The 19601-nt window shown below is 63.8% G+C and carries 14 protein-coding genes; 7 read left to right on the forward strand and 7 right to left on the reverse strand.

Translation table 11 applies throughout. From position 1 onward, the window contains the following. The first annotated feature begins 14 nt into the window (after positions 1-14). The 3 genes from SX1_RS11540 (at position 15) to nadB (ending at position 3208) form a co-directional block, all read left to right on the forward strand. On the forward strand, positions 15-953 hold the full coding sequence (locus SX1_RS11540) for an ABC transporter ATP-binding protein (RefSeq protein ID WP_017183819.1): 939 nt from the start codon (positions 15-17) through the stop codon (positions 951-953). Between the two features lie 18 nt (positions 954-971). Continuing rightward, the gene (locus tag SX1_RS11545; RefSeq protein WP_019053105.1) at positions 972-1511 is read left to right on the forward strand and encodes a hypothetical protein; all 540 of its coding nucleotides are present in this window, start codon (positions 972-974) and stop codon (positions 1509-1511) included. Between the two features lie 92 nt (positions 1512-1603). Next, a complete protein-coding gene (gene nadB / locus SX1_RS11550; protein WP_019053106.1) occupies positions 1604-3208 on the forward strand; it encodes an L-aspartate oxidase in 1605 nt (534 codons plus the stop codon). Positions 3209-3322: 114 nt separating this feature from the next. Here the strand turns inward: nadB and SX1_RS11555 are convergent, their stop codons facing one another. Next, positions 3323-4168, reverse strand: coding sequence for an alpha/beta fold hydrolase (locus SX1_RS11555; protein ID WP_019053107.1), 846 nt, complete (start codon positions 4166-4168; stop codon positions 3323-3325). A 170-nt stretch (positions 4169-4338) separates the two neighbouring features. Here SX1_RS11555 and SX1_RS11560 point away from each other — a divergent pair, with 170 nt between their 5' ends. Together SX1_RS11560 and polA are read left to right on the forward strand one after the other, a co-directional pair. Then, entirely contained in the window at positions 4339-5472 is a 1134-nt protein-coding gene (locus SX1_RS11560; protein WP_019053108.1) for a serine hydrolase, read from the forward strand. Between the two features lie 112 nt (positions 5473-5584). Then, positions 5585-8365 (forward strand): DNA polymerase I, encoded by a 2781-nt coding sequence (gene polA, locus SX1_RS11565; RefSeq protein ID WP_019053109.1) that lies wholly within the window; start codon positions 5585-5587, stop codon positions 8363-8365. A 303-nt stretch (positions 8366-8668) separates the two neighbouring features. On the opposite strand, the gene SX1_RS11570 is transcribed toward polA, so the two are convergent. From SX1_RS11570 to SX1_RS11580, 3 genes are all read right to left on the reverse strand, one after another. Further along, positions 8669-8962: a TFIIB-type zinc ribbon-containing protein gene (locus tag SX1_RS11570; RefSeq protein ID WP_019053110.1), complete on the reverse strand. Its 294-nt coding sequence runs from the start codon at positions 8960-8962 to the stop codon at positions 8669-8671. A gap of 4 nt (positions 8963-8966) precedes the next feature. Continuing rightward, positions 8967-9659, reverse strand: a complete 693-nt coding sequence (locus SX1_RS11575; protein ID WP_019053111.1) for a Bax inhibitor-1/YccA family protein — start codon at positions 9657-9659, stop codon at positions 8967-8969. A 249-nt stretch (positions 9660-9908) separates the two neighbouring features. After that, complete coding sequence (locus SX1_RS11580; RefSeq protein WP_019053112.1) at positions 9909-10685, reverse strand: MerR family transcriptional regulator; 777 nt, start codon at positions 10683-10685, stop codon at positions 9909-9911. A 98-nt stretch (positions 10686-10783) separates the two neighbouring features. Between SX1_RS11580 and SX1_RS11585 the strand changes: the two genes are divergently transcribed. Both SX1_RS11585 and SX1_RS11590 read left to right on the forward strand, forming a co-directional pair. After that, on the forward strand, positions 10784-12310 hold the full coding sequence (locus SX1_RS11585; protein ID WP_019053113.1) for a cysteine--tRNA ligase: 1527 nt from the start codon (positions 10784-10786) through the stop codon (positions 12308-12310). Positions 12311-12425: 115 nt separating this feature from the next. Then, on the forward strand, positions 12426-15317 hold the full coding sequence (locus SX1_RS11590) for a CHAT domain-containing protein (RefSeq protein ID WP_019053114.1): 2892 nt from the start codon (positions 12426-12428) through the stop codon (positions 15315-15317). Between the two features lie 7 nt (positions 15318-15324). Here SX1_RS11590 and SX1_RS11595 read toward each other — a convergent pair whose 3' ends face one another. The 3 genes from SX1_RS11595 to SX1_RS11610 form a co-directional block, all read right to left on the reverse strand. Then, on the reverse strand, positions 15325-17190 hold the full coding sequence (locus tag SX1_RS11595; protein ID WP_019053115.1) for an ABC-F family ATP-binding cassette domain-containing protein: 1866 nt from the start codon (positions 17188-17190) through the stop codon (positions 15325-15327). Positions 17191-17527: 337 nt separating this feature from the next. Then, positions 17528-18382 carry an SMP-30/gluconolactonase/LRE family protein gene (locus SX1_RS11605; protein ID WP_019053117.1) on the reverse strand — a complete coding sequence of 285 codons (855 nt, stop codon included), beginning with the start codon at positions 18380-18382 and terminating at the stop codon, positions 17528-17530. Positions 18383-18385: 3 nt separating this feature from the next. Beyond that, the gene (locus tag SX1_RS11610) at positions 18386-19534 is read right to left on the reverse strand and encodes an aldose epimerase family protein (RefSeq protein ID WP_019053118.1); all 1149 of its coding nucleotides are present in this window, start codon (positions 19532-19534) and stop codon (positions 18386-18388) included. Between the last annotated feature and the right edge of the window lie 67 nt (positions 19535-19601).

The raw sequence follows: 19601 nt of genomic DNA on the forward strand, positions 1-19601 counted from the left end.
CATAGAGTGGAGCCATGACCGACACGCCCGCATCCGCCCCAGAGGCCGCCATCGAGATCCGCAATCTCACCAAAATCTACAAGGGCGGCAAGCGCGCGCTCGACGGCATGAACCTGTCGATCCCGCGCGGCCAGATTTACGGTCTGCTCGGCCCCAATGGCGCAGGCAAATCGACGACGATCAATATCCTGGCGGGCATGGTCAACAAGACCTCGGGCACAGCGCGCATCTGGGGCTTCGACACGGACGTCAATCCGCGCAACGCGAAAAACTCCATCGGCATCGTGCCGCAGGAAATCGTGTTCGACCCCTTCTTCACGCCCTTCGAGACGCTGGAAAATCAGGCCGGCTATTATGGCGTGCCCAAGGGTCAGCGCCGATCGATGGAATTGCTGCGTGCCGTTCATCTGGAGGACAAGGCGCACGCCTATGCCCGCACATTGTCAGGCGGCATGAAGCGTCGCCTGCTGGTGGCCAAGGCGATGGTCCATTCCCCCCCGATCCTGGTGCTCGATGAGCCGACTGCGGGCGTCGACGTGCAATTGCGCCAGCAACTCTGGGCCTATGTGCGCGAACTCAATGCGCTGGGCGTCACCATCGTCTTGACGACCCATTATCTGGAAGAGGCCGAGGAACTGTGCGACCGCATCGGCATCATCAACCATGGCCGCCTGATCGCCGACAAGCCGACCCGCGAACTGGTCGACATGGCGCAGGAAAAGGTGGTGCAGGTGACCGTGGACCGCGACATTACGACCCCGCCCGACGCCCCCTGTTTCGAGAAGGTCGAACGATCGGGCGACCGCACGCTGACCATCACCTACCTCAAGGACCGCGCCAATGCGGGCCAGGTGCTCAGCGCCGTGCAGGCCAGCGGCCTGGCGATCGTCGACGTCGTGACGCGCGACCCGGACCTGGAGGATGTGTTCCTCAATCTGACGGCGGCGGCGTGATTTTGAAGGAGAAGGATCGTGGGCTTTAAAATCTCGTGGCTGGCTTTTGACGCCATCGAAAAAGCAACGATGCTGGATGCCTTGGGATTCCGGGATACCGGTGAAGCCGACGAGGCAAATGAAAGCCCTTTTTCGGCCGTTCAATTGCGTAATGGCTGGAGCATAATATGGTCCAACGACTTTGAATGGGCAGCCACCCAGCCCGTTAAATCATCCTTTCCAACCAAGCGCGCCATCAGCTGCCAATTGCATGAAGGCTTAATGTATAGCGCCACACACGGCGCTGACGACGGAATTGAGCTGTGGAGCGTGGTCCATGATGCGCAGCAATCGCTGCATGACCTTTCGATTTCCGGCAATCCACCCCCGGAATTGTTGCCTATCAAGGACAAGCTGTTTTTGGACCAGAAAAGTGAAGATGCCGGAAGCGCAGAAGTAGATTTCATTTTCGACATTCCGATCGAACTTGCTGCCAGCATTACCGGTTTTCGCCATGATTTGTGGGAAATAGACGGCTATCGGCCCGACTGGACTGTCATCGAAAGAAAGTCGGCCTGACGCGAACTGTCATTCTGCGGTAACGCCGCAATCTTCAATCACCCCCTCCCGCCTGCGGGAGGGGAGTAAATAAGAAGCAGCAAGACCACATAATGCCCACAACAACCCACGACGTCATCATCATCGGCTCCGGCGCTGCGGGGCTGACGGCCGCCATCAACCTCGCGCAGGATCGCAAGGTGCTGGTGCTGGCCAAGGGCGCGCTCGATGGTGGGTCGACCAACTGGGCGCAGGGCGGCATTGCCGCCGTACTCGACGCCGGTGACAGTTTCGAGGCGCATGTCGAAGATACGATGGTCGCGGGCGCTGGCCTCAATGATCGCGCCACGGTCGAGTTCGTCGTGTCCGAAGCGCCTGCCGCGATCGAGCGCCTCGCCAAACTCGGCGTTCCGTTCAACGCAGGTGAGGATTTCGGCGATCGCTGGCATCTGACGCGCGAGGGCGGGCACAGCCATCGCCGCATCGTCCATGTCGATGATGCCACCGGCCATGCGGTGCAGGTCGCCCTGCTGAAGGCCGCCCGCGCCAATCCCAACATCACCCTGATCGACGATCTGATCGCGATCGACCTCATCACCTCCCGCCATGGCGAGCGCTATTCGGGCGATGGCCATGTCTGGGGCGTCTATGCCTTCAACAAGAAGACCAAGCATGTCGATGCGCTGCTGGGCAAGGCGACGATCCTGTGCACCGGGGGCGCGGGCCGCACCTATCTTTTCTCCACTGCCCCGCGCGGCGCGACCGGGGATGGCATCGCCATGGCCTGGCGTGCAGGTTGCCGCGTGTCGAACATGGAAATGAACCAGTTCCACCCGACCTGCCTCTATAATCTGGAGGTCAAGAATTTCCTTATCACCGAAGCGGTGCGCGGCGAAGGCGGGCATCTGAAACTGCCGCCTGGCGTACCCGGCGGCGGCGAGCGCTTCATGCCCCGCTTCGACCCGCGCGAGGAACTGGCCCCGCGTGACGTGGTGGCCCGCGCCATCGACCATGAAATCAAGCGGCTGGGCCTCGATTACGTCCATCTCGACATCAGCCACAAGCCGCCAGAGTTTGTGCGGCAGCATTTCCCGACCATCTATGCCCGGCTGCTGGACTTGGACATCGACATTACCAAGGAGCCGATTCCGGTCGTCCCCGCGCAACATTATACCTGCGGCGGCGTGGTGATCGACCTGGATGGCCGCACCGACCTGCCGGGTCTCTATGCCGCGGGCGAAGTGACCGAAAGCGGCCTCCATGGCGCCAATCGCCTGGCGTCCAACTCGCTGCTCGAATGTTTCGTGTTCGGCGAAGCCGCCGCCAAACATATCCGCCGTCACTGGGACGAATTGCCCGCCCCGCCGCCCATCCGGCCATGGGACGAAAGCCGCGTGACCAACAGCGACGAAGAAGTCATCGTCCAGCATAACTGGAAAGAGATTCGTCGCTTCATGTGGGATTATGTCGGCATCGTCCGCACCACCAAGCGGCTGGAACGCGCCCAGCACCGCGTCGCCCTGCTGGCGCAGGAGGTCGATGATTATTACGGCAATTTCCGCGTCACGCCGGACTTGATCGAATTACGCAACCTGCTGGAAGTCGCCCGGCTGGTCGTGCGCTCCGCACTCCATCGCAAGGAAAGCCGGGGATTGCATTATACCCTCGATTATCCCGACATGCTGGAAAAGGCGGTCGACACGGTGCTGACGCCGTAAAAAAATGGCGCGGTCGCCGGGTCGGCGCCGCGCCTCAAGGTGGAGGAGGGAGACGCTGGAAGCGCATCCGATTTCCGCCCTAGCCCTCTCGCTCGCACCACGCTTTGACGCCTATCAAATATCCTTGAGGAAAGCACCGAGTGCGGCCTGAAAGCGTGCAGGCTGATCCGCCATCACCATATGACCGCTGGGGCCAATGGCGCGCAGCACGGCATCTTTCTTGGGGGCATAGGCGCTGCGGAACCGGCTGGTGATGACCGCTGCCTGCTCCCGGTCCGCGCCGACCGCATAGACTATCTCAAGCGGGATAGAGAGTCGCGCGAGTTGCGGGCCAAGATCGATATTGGCCAGATCGCGCAGGGCGTTGGCAATGACTTCGGGATCGCTGCCTCTGGCGCCGGGCGCCTGGCCCACAATCTGCGCCAGATAGCGTCTCCCCGCGACTGTCCCGGTCAGATAGCCGCCAAGCTGGTCCGCCAGAAAGCCAAGGCCGCTGGCAGTGCCGCCGACAATCGCCGCCCCGGCTGGCAGCATGTCGACCACCATTGCCCGGCCAGCCACGCCCTTCAGCCCCACCATCATCGCCAGCGTGCCGCCCATCGAATGCCCCACGATCGCCGGGCGTTTCAGGCCAGAGACCGTGATGTAGCGGGCAATTTCGTCGGCCAGCGGCTGAACCAGCGGGCCGCTGGCATTGGCATCCGCCGCCAACCCTGCAAAGCCGCGCACCTGAACCAGATGGAAGCGATAGCCTGGCATCGCGCCCAGCACCCCGTTCCAGATGCCCGGACCACTGGCAAGGCCGGGGATCAGCAGCACGTCCCGCCCTGCCCCCCGTACCGTCACCGCGATCCGGCGCGAGGTAAAGGGCGCGGCCTGCGCCGTCCCGCTCCACATCAGGCCGCTCGCCGCGAGCATCCCGCCGAGCAGCGTCCGCCTGTCCATGCCATTGTCCATCATGCCGCCCTATTGCCGCTGCGCCGCTTAACCGCAACTGAGCGGAAGCGGTTTCGTGCCGGTTCCCCGTTAAGCCTCCTTACATCGCATTTGTGGAATCATTCGTCGCATCGGCCTTGCCCGCCAACCGGGCGGCTGACCCTAAATGGCACTTGCAGAGTGCGGGGAATGAAATGAGATCGAATGATAGCCGGGGCGGTTCTGCGCGCCTGGTCCTGTTGATGGCGGCGCTGTCCGCCTGCGTAAGCGCCCCCGAACCGCGCCCGGCGCAGGCTGCCGCCGCCGCGCCCAAGGGCGTGCAGCCCACGACCAACACCTGGCCGATCCGCAAGGTCGCCAACCCGCCGCTGCCCTACAGGGACATCGACCAGACCGAAACGCCCTCCCCCGCGCTGGTCAGCGTCGTGCGCAATCTGGGGCAAAGTTTCCGGGGCAAGGTGGGCATCGCCGTTCGCAGGATCGGCGCGGACTGGACCGTGGCATGGAATGGCAATGCGCTGTTCCCGCAGCAGAGCGTGTCCAAACTTTGGGTCGCGATGACGTTCCTGGACGCTGTCGACCGGGGCAAGCTGCGCCTGGCGGACACCACGACCATCACCCGCAACGACCTGACCCTGTTTCACCAGCCGACCGCCGCGATGGTCGGGACCAACGGCTGGACCACCAGCTATTCCGACCTGATGCGCCGGGCCATGACGCAAAGCGACAACACCGCCAACGACACGCTGCTGCGCGCGGTCGGCGGGCCGGACGCCGTGCGTGGCTTTCTGGCGCGGCGGATGATCAAGGACATCCGCTTTGGTCCGGGCGAAAGGCTGCTGCAATCGGCGACGGCGGGGCTCGACTGGCGGCAGGATTATGCGATCGGCCGCAACTTCTACACTGCCCGCGCAAGGGTGCCGATGGCTGCGCGGGTGAAGGCGCTGGACAATTACCTCGCCAGCCCGCCCGATGGGGCGGCGCCCGCCGCGATCGTCCAGGCGCTGGCAAGGCTGAAACAGGGCGATATGCTATCGTCCGCATCTTCCCGCCTGCTGCTGTCGATCATGTCGGAAGCCAAGACCGGGCCGCAGCGGATCAAGGGCGGGGTGCCGCCGGGCTGGTCCTATCTGCACAAAACCGGGACCGGCCAGGATCTGCCGCCACGCTCCACCGGATATAATGATGTCGGCATCATGACTGCGCCTGATGGCACCAGCTACGCGGTCGCCGTGATGATCGGCAGCACCACCGTTTCCATCCCGGAACGCTGGGCGCTGATGCAGGCTGTGGCAAAGGCCGTCGCGGCGAACCACGAGCCGAAATGAGATAAGGGCACGCGCCGGTGACGCGGGGTTTGATTGATCGGGTCCGGCCGCCGGACTTTCTGTCGACCTGACGACTGGAGGGAGGATGCGTAACCCGCTATCCCCCTTCCCCATGACCCAGAATCACCTCTATCTCGTCGATGGCAGCGGCTATATTTTTCGCGCCTATCACCAGCTCCCGCCGCTCACCAACCAGCATGGCCAGCCGGTCGGCGCTGTCTATGGCTATACGACGATGCTGTGGAAACTGGCGGAGGAACTGGGCAAGGCGGAAGGGCCAACGCATATGGCGGTGATCCTGGACAAGGGGTCGCACACCTTCCGCAACGATATGTACGACCAGTATAAGGCGAACCGCCCGCCCGCGCCCGAAGATCTGGTCCCGCAATTCCCGATGATTCGCGACGCGACCCGCGCCTTTTCCCTCCCCTGTATCGAGGAAGCGGGATATGAAGCGGACGACCTGATCGCCAGTTATACCAGGGCGGCGATTGCGGCGGGATGGCATGTCACCATCGTGAGTTCGGACAAGGATCTGATGCAGCTGATCCAGCCGGGCGTCGACATGTATGACACGATGAAGAATGAACGGCGCGGGGCCGATTATGTCGTCGGCAAATTCGGCGTACAGCCAGAGCAACTTGGCGACGTGCTCGCGCTGATGGGCGACAGCGTGGACAATGTGCCGGGTGTGCCGGGCATCGGCCCCAAGACCGCGGCCAAGCTGATCGTCGAATATGGCGGGCTGGAAGCGGCGCTGGAGGCAGCGCCGGCGATGAAGAAGTCCAAGATGCAGGAAAATCTGATCGCCCATGCCGACATGGCGCGCCTGTCGCGGCGGCTGGTGGCGCTGCATGACAGTATGGATCTGCCCGAACCGTTGGAGGATCTGGCGCTCAAGGGTATTCCCAAGGAGCCGTTGCAGGATTTCCTGACGCATCACGGTTTCAAGACGCTGCTCAACCGGCTGGGCGCCCCAGCCGCCGCCGTCGCGGTGGCCGCGGTCTCCTCCGGCGTGCCGGAACCCGTCACCACCCCGGTCGCGCCGCAGGAACCGGCGATCGACCGCAGCCTGTATGAAACCGTCGTCAGCGAAGAAGCGCTCGACCGCTGGATCGCACAGGCGACGGCGGAAGGGATCGTCGCGGTCGATACCGAAACCGACATGCTCGATTGCGTATCCTGCCAGCTGGTGGGGGTGAGCCTGGCGACCGGCCCCAACAAGGCCTGCTACATCCCGATCGGCCATGGCGGGCGCGACATGTTTGCCGAAAAGCCGGAGCAACTGCCGCTGGCAACCGTGATGGCGAAGCTCAAACCGCTGCTGGAGGATGATGCAGTCCTGAAGGTGGGGCAGAATCTGAAATATGACATGACCGTGCTGCGGCGGCACGACATCGCCGTCACGCCGTTCGACGACACGATCGTCATGAGCTTCGACCTGGATGCCGGTCAAAGCCTGTCAGGCCACGGCATGGATGAGGCCGCACGCACGCACCTCAATCATGAGTGCATCAGCTTCAAGGAGGTCGTCGGCACCGGCAAGAGCCAGATCAGCTTTGCCGAAGTGCCGCTGGACAAGGCGACCGCCTATGCCGCCGAGGATGCGGACGTGACGCTGCGCCTGTGGAAGCTGTTCAAGACGCGGGTAGCCAATGAAGGCGCAAACCGCGTCTATGAACTGGTCGACCGTCCGCTGGTGCCGGTGATTGCGCGGATGGAGCATCGCGGGATCAAGGTGGACCGCGAACATCTGGCGCGGCTGTCGGGCGAATTTACCGCTGGCATCGCCGCGCTGGAGACGGAGATTCACGAACTGGCCGGGCAACCCTTCGCGATCGGATCGACCCAGCAACTGGGCGCGATCCTGTTCGACAAGATGGGCTATAAGGGCGGCAAGAAGGGCAAGTCGGGCGCCTATTCCACCGACGTCACCATCCTTGAGCAACTGGCCGCGCAAGGCGCGCCGATCGCCAGCAAAATATTGGAATGGCGTCAGCTTTCCAAACTCAAATCCACCTATACCGACGCGTTGCAAGCCCAGATCAACAAGGATACAGGCCGGGTCCACACCAGCTACTCGCTGACCGGGGCGCAGACCGGGCGGCTTTCCTCCACTGATCCCAACCTGCAAAATATTCCGATCCGCACCGAAGTCGGGCGGCAGATCCGCCATGCCTTTGTCGCGGAACCCGGCAATGTCATATTGGCGGCGGACTATAGCCAGATCGAGCTGCGGCTGGCCGCGCATATGGCCGACGTGCCTGCGCTGAAAGAGGCGTTCGCGGCGGGCGAGGATATTCACGCGGCGACCGCCAAGGAGCTGTTTGGCGAGGTAAACCGCGACACGCGCGGCCGGGCCAAGACGATCAATTTCGCGATCCTCTACGGCATTTCCCGCTGGGGACTGGCCGGACGGCTGGAGATCAGCGCGGACGAGGCGCAGGAGATGATCGCCAAATATTATGAGCGCTTCCCCGGCATCAGCATCTACATCAACGAAACGATCGAGAAGGCGCGGGAGCGCGGCTATACCGAGACTTTATTCGGGCGAAAAACCTGGTTCCCGCGCATCCGCGCATCGATCCAGCACGAACGGCAGGGCGCCGAGCGCGCCGCGATCAACGCACCGATCCAGGGGACCAGCGCCGACATCATCAAACGGGCGATGGCGCGCATGGAACCGGCGCTGGAGGCAGCGGGGCTGCCGGGCGTCAGGATGCTGCTGCAAGTGCATGACGAACTGGTGTTCGAACTGCCGGAGGGCGATGTGGACGCCGCCAGCGCGGTGATCCGCCGCGTCATGGAAAGCGCCGCCGAGCCGAGCGTGAAGCTAAGCGTGCCGCTTGGGGTGGAGATCGGCACGGGGCCGAGCTGGGGTGCGGCGCATTGAGCTTTTCAAGATCAAGCAAGCCGATAGGGCCCAAAAAATAGCCGCGCTACTTACGCTCTTTGCCTGTTTCGCGATAGCCCTGCCGTATACGGGCTGGCCCGGCGCGGTGATAGCAATGTTCTCGTGTTTTACAGCGGCAGTAGTAATCGCGCGCTGGTGAAGCGTGTCAAAATTTCCGTCATTCCCGCGAAAGCGGGAACCCATCTCCCGACCCGCGACTGGCGTGAGTTGGATCCCCGCCTTCGCGGGGATGACGGGTATGGGTGTAAGAAAAAGGCCGGCCCAGCAGGACCGGCCTTTCCATCAATCGAACAGCTCTTCCAGAAAGCTCTTCTTGCGCTTTTTCGGGTAGCCCCGCCCGTCGTCGCGATAATCGCGGTCCGGGCGGTAGCTGGGTTGCGCGAAGGGCGCTGGCCGGGCGGGTGCAGCCGTGTCGGACATGGCCCGGTCGATAATCTTGTCCAGTTCGCCCCGGTCCAGCCATACGCCCCGGCATTGCGGGCAATAGTCGATTTCGACCCCCTGCCGGTCCGTCATCGCCAATCCGACGTGACAGACCGGGCAGAGCATGGCCGATACGGCCGCTTGATCCCGCATCCGCTTACTCCCGCTCGCCGGTGAGGCTGAGGAGCATCTGGAACAGGTTGACGAAGTTCAGGTACAGCGACAGCGCGCCCATCACCTGCATCTTCGCCGCCATTTCATGGCCGGCATAGGCGAAATATTCCGACTTGATCCGCTGCGTATCCCAGGCAGTCAGGCCCGTGAAGATCACCACGCCCAGGATCGAGATGACCATCGCCATCGCCGACGATCCGATGAAGATGTTGATCAGGCTGGCGACGATGATGCCAATGAGGCCCATGATCAAAAAGCTGCCCATCTTCGTCAGGTCACGCTGCGTGGTATATCCCCACAGCGACATGGCCAGGAACATGACGGCGGCCGAGAAAAAGGCCTGCGCGATGCTGCCGCCGGTAAACACCAGAAAAACGCTGGCCAGCGACACGCCCATCACGGCGGAGAAGGCCCAGAAGGCCATGCGTGCGCCGGATGTCGTCATCTTTTCGATGCGGAAGCTGAAGAAAAAGACAAAGGCCAGGGGCGCGAAGATCGCCACCCATTTGAGCGGCGTGCCGAAGATGGCAGCGGCCAGCACCGGCGTATTGCCGATGAACGCCGCGACCAGGCCGGTAATCACCAGACCCAGGCCCATATTGCGGAAAACACCCAGCATGTGCGCGCGCAGCCCGGCGTCGGTCTGCGCCGTGCGGCTCGCACCATAGCCCGGCATACGAACGGGATTATTCACGTAAGGTCACTCCATCCATCAAGATATGGTTCGAGTGGCCCGGTGCGGTCTCCTGCGGCATATGAGGGGGGAATTGCCGCAAAACCTGCACCGGGCGCACCCGATGCGGTCCGACATCACGGCTGGACTAGGGGGGGAGAAGTCCAGCGCGTCAGAGGGGCCCGGCCCGCACCAACCATATTGGCGGAGGAACGCGCCGGTACAAGAGCCAGAGGCCGGCGCAACATTTTATTACAATCCAGCGCGGCCTTGTGTCCGTGCCACTCCCGCCGCGCGAATGAAATCCCATATGTCCGACGGGAACGGAGGCGTCTGATTATCCTCCCATTCGCCAATATGGTCGTAGAGATGCACCACCCCCTGCTGCATAGCTGGGGTTGCCGCCGCCATGAACGGCGCAAGCAGCGCCTGCCATTCGTCATAGAATGTCTGCGCCTGTTCGCTGGCCGGATCGAGCGGCAGCGCCCCTGCGATCCTCTGGGTCAATGCCGCCCATTGCGCGCCATAGGCGGCCTGATCAAAATCTGTTGGTAGACTTTGTTGCGCATCGGCAAAATCTGCTTCAGCCTGCGCGCTGAAATACAGATCGGTGACCTTCTTCCAGTCCTTCTCGTCCATATCTTTGCCTCCATGCCTGATGAGCGAGCAGAGAATAGCGGTATCGAGCGGCTCGCTGCGCGCGATGCGGGAAAGGGCTAGGTCGAGATGATAGCGTGCATGATCGAGCAGACGGACCTGGTCATCCAGCGTCTGCATCTGCGCACGCAGCAATGCGCCTATGTCTGGCATCGGCTCGGCAAACATTTTCCCGATCTGAGCCAAGGTGAAGCCGGCGCGCTTGAGTGTCAGAAGCTGGTGTAATCGCGTCAATTGCATGGGGCCGAACAGCCGCCGCCCGGAACCGGTGCGTAACGGGTGGAGCAGACCGCGTGCTTCGTAATAGCGCAAGGCCCGACTGGTAACACCAGCCTGCCGCACGACGGCGGCGATATCGAGATAATCCGTCATGACGCTGACCTACCGCTTGACGTTGGGTCAAGTTCAAGCAATTTTTTCGACCTTCGGCCCCGTTGACGCCTGCGCCGCTTGGTCGCATGGCTGCACCCATGAGCAATGCTTTCGACGACCAGCATATCACTGCGCCGCTGCGCCTGTTCAACAGCCTGACCCGCACGATCGAGCCGTTCGCGCCGATCGAGGACAATCATGCGCGCGTCTATAGCTGCGGACCGACCGTCTATAATTATGCGCATCTGGGCAATTTGCGCGCCTATGTCTTTACCGACACTTTGCGGCGGACGCTGCTATGGAAGGGGCTGTCGGTCACCCACATCATCAACATCACCGATGTCGGCCATCTGACCAGCGACGCGGACGCGGGCGATGACAAGATGGAGGCGGCGGCCCGCGCCAGCGCCAAGAGCATCTGGGACATTGCCGCCCACTACACCCAGGCTTTCAAGCAGAATATCGCCGACCTCAACATCATCGCGCCCAGCGAATGGACGGTCGCGACCGACTATGTGCCGCAGATGATCGCATTTGCCGAGCGGATCGCGCCAGCACATTGCTATGAACTGGACAGCGGCCTCTATTTCGACAGCGCGACCGTGCCTGATTATGGCGCGCTGGCTGGCGGGCGGGACGATGCCGCCCATGCCCGGATCGATCCGGTCGCGGGCAAGCGCAACCCGTCCGACTTCGCGATCTGGCGCAAGTCGCCGCCCGGCGAACAGCGGCAGATGGAATGGGACAGTCCGTGGGGCAAGGGCGCGCCGGGTTGGCATCTGGAATGTTCGGTGATGAGCCAGGCGCGCCTTGGCCATCCGTTCGACATCCATACCGGCGGCATCGACCATCGCGAAATCCATCATCCCAATGAAATTGCCCAGAATCAGGCCTTTCACGCCTGCTGCGGCCCGGATGTCGGCGCGGCCGAAGCGGGCTTCACCGGCGCGCGCTGGTGGATGCACAATAATTTCCTGGTCGATCGCAGCGGCAAGATGAGCAAGTCGAAGGGCGGTTTCACCACGCTCTTTTCGCTGATCGACGCAGGCGTGCATCCGCTGGCCTATCGGTTGCTCTGCCTGGGCGCGCATTATCGCAGCGAACTGGAATTCAGCGCGGAGGGTGTCGGCGCGGCACTCACCCGTCTGAAGCGGCTGGTCATGGGCGTCGAGGGTCTGAAGGCCCGCGCCGAAGGGGTGACATGGCAATCGCCCCGGCTCGACTATTTGCGCGCCAACATGCACCCCAAACTCGCGCCCCTGCTGGAGCAGTTTGACGCGGCGATCAGCGACGACCTGATGACGCCGCGCGCGCTGCCTTTGCTGGAAGAGGCTATTGCGCTCAAGAAAGTGCCGGTGGATGAGAAACTCTGCCTGATCGCGGCCTTCGACGCGGCGCTGGGTCTTAACCTCATGAGCCTGACCCGCGCCGACCTGCGCCTCCAGCCCAAGGATGCGCAGATCGCGCCGGAAGAGATTGAAGCGGAACTGGAACGCCGTGCCGCCGCGCGCGCCGACAAGGATTTCGCCCTGTCGGACGAGATACGCGACGCCCTGATCGCGCGCGGGGTCGATGTCATGGATGGCGATCCGCTGCGCTGGGACTGGCGCCTGACGCTGGCATGATCGTCCTGCCCGAACGCTTGTAACTTGACGCCAAAGCCCCCGCGCCCGCAAAGGATGCCGTAGGGGCAGAGTCAGGGGACAGGCGATGGGGCTTTTGGCAGGCAGGATAGCCGTGATGCTGGCGCTGGCGACGATGCCGGTGCTGCCGGGCGTCGCCCAGACCGTGCCGGGCTTTCGCGTCGACGATCCGCGCCACGCCCAATTGCGCGCGCTCGATGAAAAAGCCACAACACTGTTCGAAAATGACGATTTCGCCCAGTCGATGTCGCAAAAGACGCGCGACGCCTGGGCCGCGTTGCACGACAAGGCGATGAAGGTGCGCGTGGGCAACCACCCTCATCCGCTGGCGGGCGTCGGCCTGATCAAGCTGGGGTCCATGGACCAGATCGAGGGCAAGAATCCCTCCGCCCTCGCCCATGTGGACAAGGGGCTGGCGCTGATCGCGCCGTTCCGCGACACCTATCCCATCCCCTGGCTGGAAGGCATGTCGGTCAAGGGCTATGTCCAGTCGATCATCGGCGACGTCACCGCCGGGGCGGAGACGCTGGCGCAGGCCAGCGCCTATGCCGACCGCTATTTCGCGCGCGTCGGGCCAAAGGCGCTTTCCGAAGCGGACTATATGCTCAAGTCCAACATCGCCTTTTCCCACGCGCAGGCGCTATCGCGGCTGGGGCGTTATGGCGAAGCCGTCGACGCCCAGCGCGCCAGCCTGGAAGCGCGCACGACCAGCCTTGGCCCCAATCATCCCGATACGGTGGCCGCGACCTACACCTATGCGCAGATGCTCTATCGCGCGGCGCGGCTGGTCGAGGCGGAACAATATGCGCGGCTGGCGGTCAATATCGCGACCGACCATGTCGATCGCAAACATCCCAGCTATCATCGGTCCCTGGAAATGCTGGGGCTGCTGCTGGCGCGGACGGGGCGACGCGCGGAGAGCCTGGATTATATGGAGCGCTCCATCGCCATCAAGCGCGAGACGGTGGGGACGAAGAGCCTCTTCTATCATTTCGGCCTCTATAACATGGCTGGCGTGCTGTTGCCGATGGAACGCTATAGTGATGCCGAGCCACTGTTTCTGGAGGCGGAGCGCGGTTTTCGGGCGATCGAGGGCGACAATAGCCCGCAGGGTGCGCGCGCGCTGGCCTTTGCCGCCGTTGCCAGTGCCGCGTCGGGACGGCCGGAGGAGGTGATCGAGCGTACGCGCACGGCGATGGACCGCGTCCGCACCCCGACCGCCAGCGATCGAGACATGGGGCAGCGTGTCTATCCGCTGCTCGTCCCCGCGCTGATCGCCACCAGCCGGCAGGACGCGGCGCGGGCCGCGGCCGCCGATTATCTGCGCGAAACCCGGCAGATCGATGACGCGCCTGCCTTCGCCCTGGCCAATGCCGCCATGATGGCCGCCTGGGCACAGGGCGACGGCGCTGTCGCGGCGGCGCGGCAAATGGCCGGGCTGCTGCGCGAAAGCCAGTCGCTCGACGATGATGGTGATCTGAACGAGGAACAGCGCGCTGCGCTCGACACCATCCTCAAGATCGCGGTGCAGGCGAACGACCCGGCGCTGGCGCTGGACGCCATGGCGATTCTGGCCGGATCGCGCATTGCCCAGGCCAACAGGCTGGTGGCAGAGCGGCTGGTGGCCGATCCAGCGCTCGCCGCGCGGGTCCGCACCTTGCAGGACAAGCTGAAGGCGCTGGCCAAGGCGGATAGCGCGTTGCTCAAGGCGCTGGCGACCGACAAGGATGTCGACGCCGCGCGCGCCGCCCGTTCCGCCGTGGAGGCCATTGCCGAGGCCGAACGGGCCGCCATCGCCCGCGACTATCCCCGCTGGATCGAAGCGCGCGGCGGCATCCGGCCCGACCTTGCGACATTGCGCGCGGGATTGGCGCAGGACGAAGCCTTGCTGGCGGTGATGCCCGCCTTTGACGGGGTGTATCTGCTGGCGGTCGATGCAGACGGCGCGACCGTGGAGCGCACGGGGTTGGGCCGCGCCGCCATGGTCGCGCTGGTCGACCGGCTGCGCGGCACGATGACACCCGGCGGGTTCGACCGGACCGCTGCGCATGATCTCTATGCCCAGATTTTTACGCCCACCATCCTCGCCCGGCTGGGCAAGGCAAAGGCGTTGCGGATCGTGCCCACCGGCGCCTTCGCCTCGCTGCCCTTCGCGATGCTGCCGCAACGGCCTGTCGTTACGATCGATCGGGATACGCCCTGGCTGATCCGCCGCTTCGCGATCGAGGTACAGCCTGGCTTTGCCACCGGCCCCGCGGCGCCACAGCGGATCGCCATGCGCAACCAGAGCTTCCTGGGCGTCGGCGCACCTGCCCCCTTTCCCAGCGGGACCAGGCCAGCGGCACCTGCGCTGCTCGCGGCGAACCATTATTTTCGCGGCGGCACGGCTGATGCGGCTGCCTTGTCCGAACTGCCGTCCCTGCCCGGATCGCTCGCCGAATTGCGCGCCGTGGCGGATCGCTTCGGCACGGATCGCGCGACCCTGCTGGTCGGGGCGCAGGCGAGCGAAGCGGCGCTGCGCGCACAAGATTTCGCGCCCTATTCCGTCATCCTGTTTGCAACCCACGGACTGGTCAGCGGCCAGATGGAGGGCGTGACCGAACCCGCGCTGGTCCTGTCTCCGCCGTCCCCCGGCACCGGCGATGACGGACTGCTGACCGCTTCGGAGGTCGCCGCGATGCGGATCGGCGCGGACTGGGTGATCCTGTCGGCCTGCAACACGGCGGCGGGCGACAGCGCGCAGGCGCCAGCCTATTCGGGACTGGCGCAGGCGTTCCGCTATGCAGGGGCGGGATCGCTGCTGGTATCGCACTGGCCGGTGCGCGACGATGCCAGCGCTTTCGTGACGCTCGAAACGGTGAAAGCCGCCAACCGGGGGACACCCCGCGCGGTGGCGCTCCAGAAGGCGATGCGCAAGCTGATGCGGTCAGGGCGGGCCGATGCGGCACAGCCCTATATCTGGGCGCCGTTCATCCTGATCGGGCGCTGAAGGGGTTTCAGCCCGCCTCCAGCGCCGCGCCTGCTTCCATCCAGACTTCCTCCGCCGCTTCCAGCTTCTTTTCCACCGCGGCGCGCTTCACCATCAGTTCGCTGGTCGTCATCTTCGCTTCCGCCCCGGTGGCGGTCTTGGGATCGAACAGCACGGCGTCGATCCGCTTGCGCTCGGCGATCAGCGCCGCCATTTCCTTTTCGGCGCGGGAGACAGCGTTTTTGAGCGCCTTCTGCTTTTCGCGCCATTCCGCAGCCGCCTTCTTGTCAGCCTTGCGATCGACCTTGGGCGCGTCGCCGCTGCTGTTGCCATCGGCCTTGCGCAGGACGATGTCGGTATAATCCTCCAGGCTGCCGTCGAACGGCTGGGCCGTCCCGCCATCGACCAGCACCAGCCGGTCGGCCACCAGTTCGATCATGTGCCGGTCATGGCTGACGATCACCACCGCGCCATTATAATCGTTGAGCGCCTGCACCAGCGCCTCGCGGCTGTCGACGTCCAGATGGTTGGTCGGTTCGTCGAGGATCAGCAAATGCGGCGCGTCACGGGTGATGAGCGCCAGCGCCAGCCGCGCCCGCTCGCCACCGGACATGCTCCCGACCTTCTGGATTGCGCGTTCGCCGGAAAAGCCGAACCGCCCCAGTTGCGCGCGCACCGCGCCGGGGGTTGCCCCCTTCATCACGCGGGTCATATGTTCCAGCGGCGTGTCGGTGACGTCCAGTTCCTCCACCTGATATTGGGTGAAATAGCCGACCTGCATCTTGGACGAGCTTTGCATCTGCCCTTCCATGGGCGCGAGTTGCGCCGCGATCAGGCGGGCCAGCGTCGTCTTGCCGTTGCCATTGCGGCCCAGCAGCGCCAGCCGGTCGTCCGGGTCGATGCGCAGATTGACCCGGCGCAGGATCGGCGTGTCGCCATAGCCGACCGCCGCCATGTCCATGGTGATCAGCGGCGGGCGCAGTTCGGGCGGGCTGGGGAAGCTGAACGCCAGCGTGGGGTCTTCGATCGCCGCCGCAATCGGCTGCATCCGCGCCAGCGCCTTGGCGCGCGACTGGGCCTGTTTCGCAGTGGATGCGCGCGCGGAGTTGCGCGCGACATAATCCTGCAATTTCTCCCGCTCGGCCTGCTGCTTGACGCGCGCCGATTCAAGCTGGGCCAGGCGTTCGGCCCGCTGCCGCTCGAATGCGTCATAGCCGCCGGGATAGAGGGTGACCTTGCCGCCCTCCAGATGCAGGATGTAATCGACGACGTTGTTGAGCAGGTCACGCTCATGACTGATCACGACCACCGTGCCCCGATAGGCTTTCAGGAAATTTTCCAGCCACATCGTCGCTTCAAGGTCGAGATGGTTCGACGGCTCGTCGAGCAGCAGCAGGTCGGGATTGGAGAAGAGCAGCGAGGCGAGCGCCACCCGCATCTTCCAGCCGCCCGAATAGCTGTCGAGCGGACGCCCCTGCATTTCCTCGTCAAAGCCAAGGCCCACCAATATGCGCGCGGCGCGGGCGGGCGCGGTATAGGCGTCGATGCTGGTCAGCCGCTCATAGATATGGCCCAGGCGATCGGGGTCTTCGGTATGCTCGGCCTCCGCCATCAGCGCGGCGCGCTCCTTGTCCGCTTCCAGCACCGTTTCGAACGGGGTCGCCGTGCCGCTGGGGGCTTCCTGCGCAATATAGCCAAGGCGCGTGTCGCGCGGCATGTCGCAACTGCCATCGTCGGGATCGAGCTGGCCGATCATGACCTTCATCAGCGTGGACTTGCCCGCGCCATTGCGACCGATCAGGCCGACCCGGCTGCGTGGGGGAAGCGCCGCGCTGGCGCGGTCGAGGATGGTGCGGCCACCAAGGCGCACGGTGATACCGTTAAGATTGAGCATGGGGGCGCTTTAGCAGGAAGCCACGCACAGGGAAGGGGCTTGCGCCCCTGTCTCCATTCTCCGCCCTCAAGCGACGCTGCTTTTGTCGGAGCCAGGTCTGCGAAAGCCGGTGCGGGTCGCCGCGCGTCGGCCATAGCCCGGATAAGCCGACAGCGAACCGAACATAGGTGGCGAAAAATGTCCCGAACAGCCTTTGGCGCGTGCAGTTCGCCTATGGCTGTTCGGGATCGCAACGTTGTACGTCTTGGAGAAGGAATGACAACGCTGTCCAGGTGCTTTAAGCAGATTTCGGCACGCAGTTCAATCGCCTTTTATCGAACCATATGTCGATCGAACGTCAGCCACCAAATAGATGGGTCGGCAAGCCACGCACGCCGCAATCGACTTCGAACAAGCCGCCGTCACAGGGCGTCGCGTCCAGACCGATCGCGGCTGAACTGACGAACATGCGATCCAGGTCGGGTCCGGCGAAGCAGATGTTGGTCACCTGCCGCGCGGGCAAGGCGATGGCGCGGTCTAGCCTGCCATCGGGCGTGAAGCGACTGATCCGCCCGCCGCTCCAATGGGCGACCCAGATATGGCCGTCGGCATCCACGGTCATGCCGTCGGGATGACCGTCCGCATCCGTGAAGGCAATGAAGGGTTGCCGATCGGCAATTCCGTCTGCCGTCCGGGCGAAGCGATACATGATCCGGCGGGCCGTATCGCTATGATAGAGCCATTTGCCGCAGGGCGAAAAGGCCGGGCCGTTGGGGACGCGATAGCCTGTATCCATCTGTTGCCAGACAAGATCGGGGGTGAGGCGATAGAGCGATCCGCTGTCGCTTTCCTCCGCCATGTCCATCGTGCCGCACCAGATCTGGCCCTGCGCATCGGCCTTGCCATCATTCATGCGATTGCCCGGCAGGTCAGGTTCCGGGTCACCGATCGGCGTGATGGTCAGCGGGTCGAGGCTGATCTCTGCAAAACCGCTCTTGAACCCGCCGATAAAGCCGCCGCCCGCCCGCTCGGCCACCCAGCCCAGCGGTTCGGGCATCGCCCAGCGTTCGACGGCGCCGTCCTTCAGGGACAGCCGGTTGAGCGCGGGAGCAAGGATGTCGACCCAATAGACCGCATCATCCCGCGCCGACCATATAGTCCCTTCGCCCAGCATGTCGGCGCCATCGCGCGCGATCATCCGCCACTGCGCCATGGTTCACCGCTTGACCGAGAGGCGATAGACCATCGCGTGATGATAGGGTTTGCCGGGATCGACCCGCGCCGACACGAAATTGGGCTTGTTGGGCGCATCGGGGAATTTCTGCGGCTCCAGCGCGATGCCGTCACCCATGCGATAGAGGTGACCGCCCTTGCCCACCAGCGTACCGTCGAGAAAATTGCCCGCATAAAATTGCACGCCCGGCTCGGTCGTCAGCACCTCAACCACCCGGCCCGACACCGGATCTTCCAGCCGGGCGGCGAGTTCGGGGGTCTTGGTCAGCCCCTTGTCCAGCGCCCAATTATGGTCATAGCCACGCCCGAATACGATCTGCGGATCGCGACCGTCGCGAATGCCGTCGGCCACACGGCGGGGCTGGCGGAAATCGAACACGCTGCCATCCACCGGCTTGCGTTCACCAGTCGGGATCAGCGCTTCATCGACGGGGGTATAGGCTTTGGCCGGAATGGTCAGCAGATGGCCCAGCGCCCCGTCCGGCGATCCTTCGCCACCCAGGTTGAAAATGGCGTGGTTGGTCATGTTGACGATGGTGGGCTTGTCCGTCTTGGCATCGAATAGGATGCCCAGATTGCCCGCTTCGTCCAGCGTGTAGGTGACGCTGCTGTCCAGCTTGCCCGGATAACCCGAATCGCCATCCGCACTGGTCAATGTCAGTACCAGCGTCGCGACCGGGCCACTCTTGACGGAGGCGACTTTCCAGACCTGCTTGTCGAAACCCTTGCCGCCGCCATGCAGGCTGTTGGTCTTGTCGTTGAGCGGCAACTGATAGGCCTTGCCGTCGATCGAGAAGGCACCGCCCGCGATGCGATTGGCATAGCGGCCCACGGTCACGCCGAAATAATTGGGATGGTCGACATAGTCTTTGAGGTCATCATAGCCGAGCAGCACGTCCGCAGTCTTGCCATGCTTGTCCGGCATCGACAGCGACTGGAGCGTCGCGCCATAGGTCAGTATCCGGGCCGATATGCCCTGCTTGTTGGTCAGGCTGATCACCTCGACCGCGGCTCCGTCCGCCAGGGTTCCGGCGGGCGCGCGGCTGGCTTCGGCGGCGAGCGCCGCCCCGCTTGTCAGCGCCAGCGCGACTGCGTATGACAGCGTTGTTTTGATAATAGCGACGTTGCGCATGAGGCTTCCTCTGATGACCATGACCCATTGACGGGCGGTTTCGGGGAATATACTCAGACAAAATAAG

Source organism: Sphingobium xenophagum NBRC 107872 (assembly GCF_000367345.1).
Taxonomy (GTDB): domain Bacteria; phylum Pseudomonadota; class Alphaproteobacteria; order Sphingomonadales; family Sphingomonadaceae; genus Sphingobium; species Sphingobium xenophagum.

What these genes read in the sequence shown, in the direction of transcription:
- polA (WP_019053109.1), top strand. Translation starts at nt 5,585, where the DNA reads ATGACCCAGAATCACCTCTATCTCGTCGATGGCAGCGGCTATATTTTT.
- SX1_RS11585 (WP_019053113.1), top strand. Translation starts at nt 10,784, where the DNA reads ATGAGCAATGCTTTCGACGACCAGCATATCACTGCGCCGCTGCGCCTG.
- SX1_RS11610 (WP_019053118.1), bottom strand. Translation starts at nt 19,534, where the DNA reads ATGCGCAACGTCGCTATTATCAAAACAACGCTGTCATACGCAGTCGCG.
- SX1_RS11590 (WP_019053114.1), top strand. Translation starts at nt 12,426, where the DNA reads ATGCTGGCGCTGGCGACGATGCCGGTGCTGCCGGGCGTCGCCCAGACC.
- nadB (WP_019053106.1), top strand. Translation starts at nt 1,604, where the DNA reads ATGCCCACAACAACCCACGACGTCATCATCATCGGCTCCGGCGCTGCG.
- SX1_RS11570 (WP_019053110.1), bottom strand. Translation starts at nt 8,962, where the DNA reads ATGCGGGATCAAGCGGCCGTATCGGCCATGCTCTGCCCGGTCTGTCAC.
- SX1_RS11580 (WP_019053112.1), bottom strand. Translation starts at nt 10,685, where the DNA reads ATGACGGATTATCTCGATATCGCCGCCGTCGTGCGGCAGGCTGGTGTT.
- SX1_RS11605 (WP_019053117.1), bottom strand. Translation starts at nt 18,382, where the DNA reads ATGGCGCAGTGGCGGATGATCGCGCGCGATGGCGCCGACATGCTGGGC.
- SX1_RS11540 (WP_017183819.1), top strand. Translation starts at nt 15, where the DNA reads ATGACCGACACGCCCGCATCCGCCCCAGAGGCCGCCATCGAGATCCGC.
- SX1_RS11595 (WP_019053115.1), bottom strand. Translation starts at nt 17,190, where the DNA reads ATGCTCAATCTTAACGGTATCACCGTGCGCCTTGGTGGCCGCACCATC.
- SX1_RS11560 (WP_019053108.1), top strand. Translation starts at nt 4,339, where the DNA reads ATGAGATCGAATGATAGCCGGGGCGGTTCTGCGCGCCTGGTCCTGTTG.
- SX1_RS11555 (WP_019053107.1), bottom strand. Translation starts at nt 4,168, where the DNA reads ATGATGGACAATGGCATGGACAGGCGGACGCTGCTCGGCGGGATGCTC.
- SX1_RS11575 (WP_019053111.1), bottom strand. Translation starts at nt 9,659, where the DNA reads ATGCCGGGCTATGGTGCGAGCCGCACGGCGCAGACCGACGCCGGGCTG.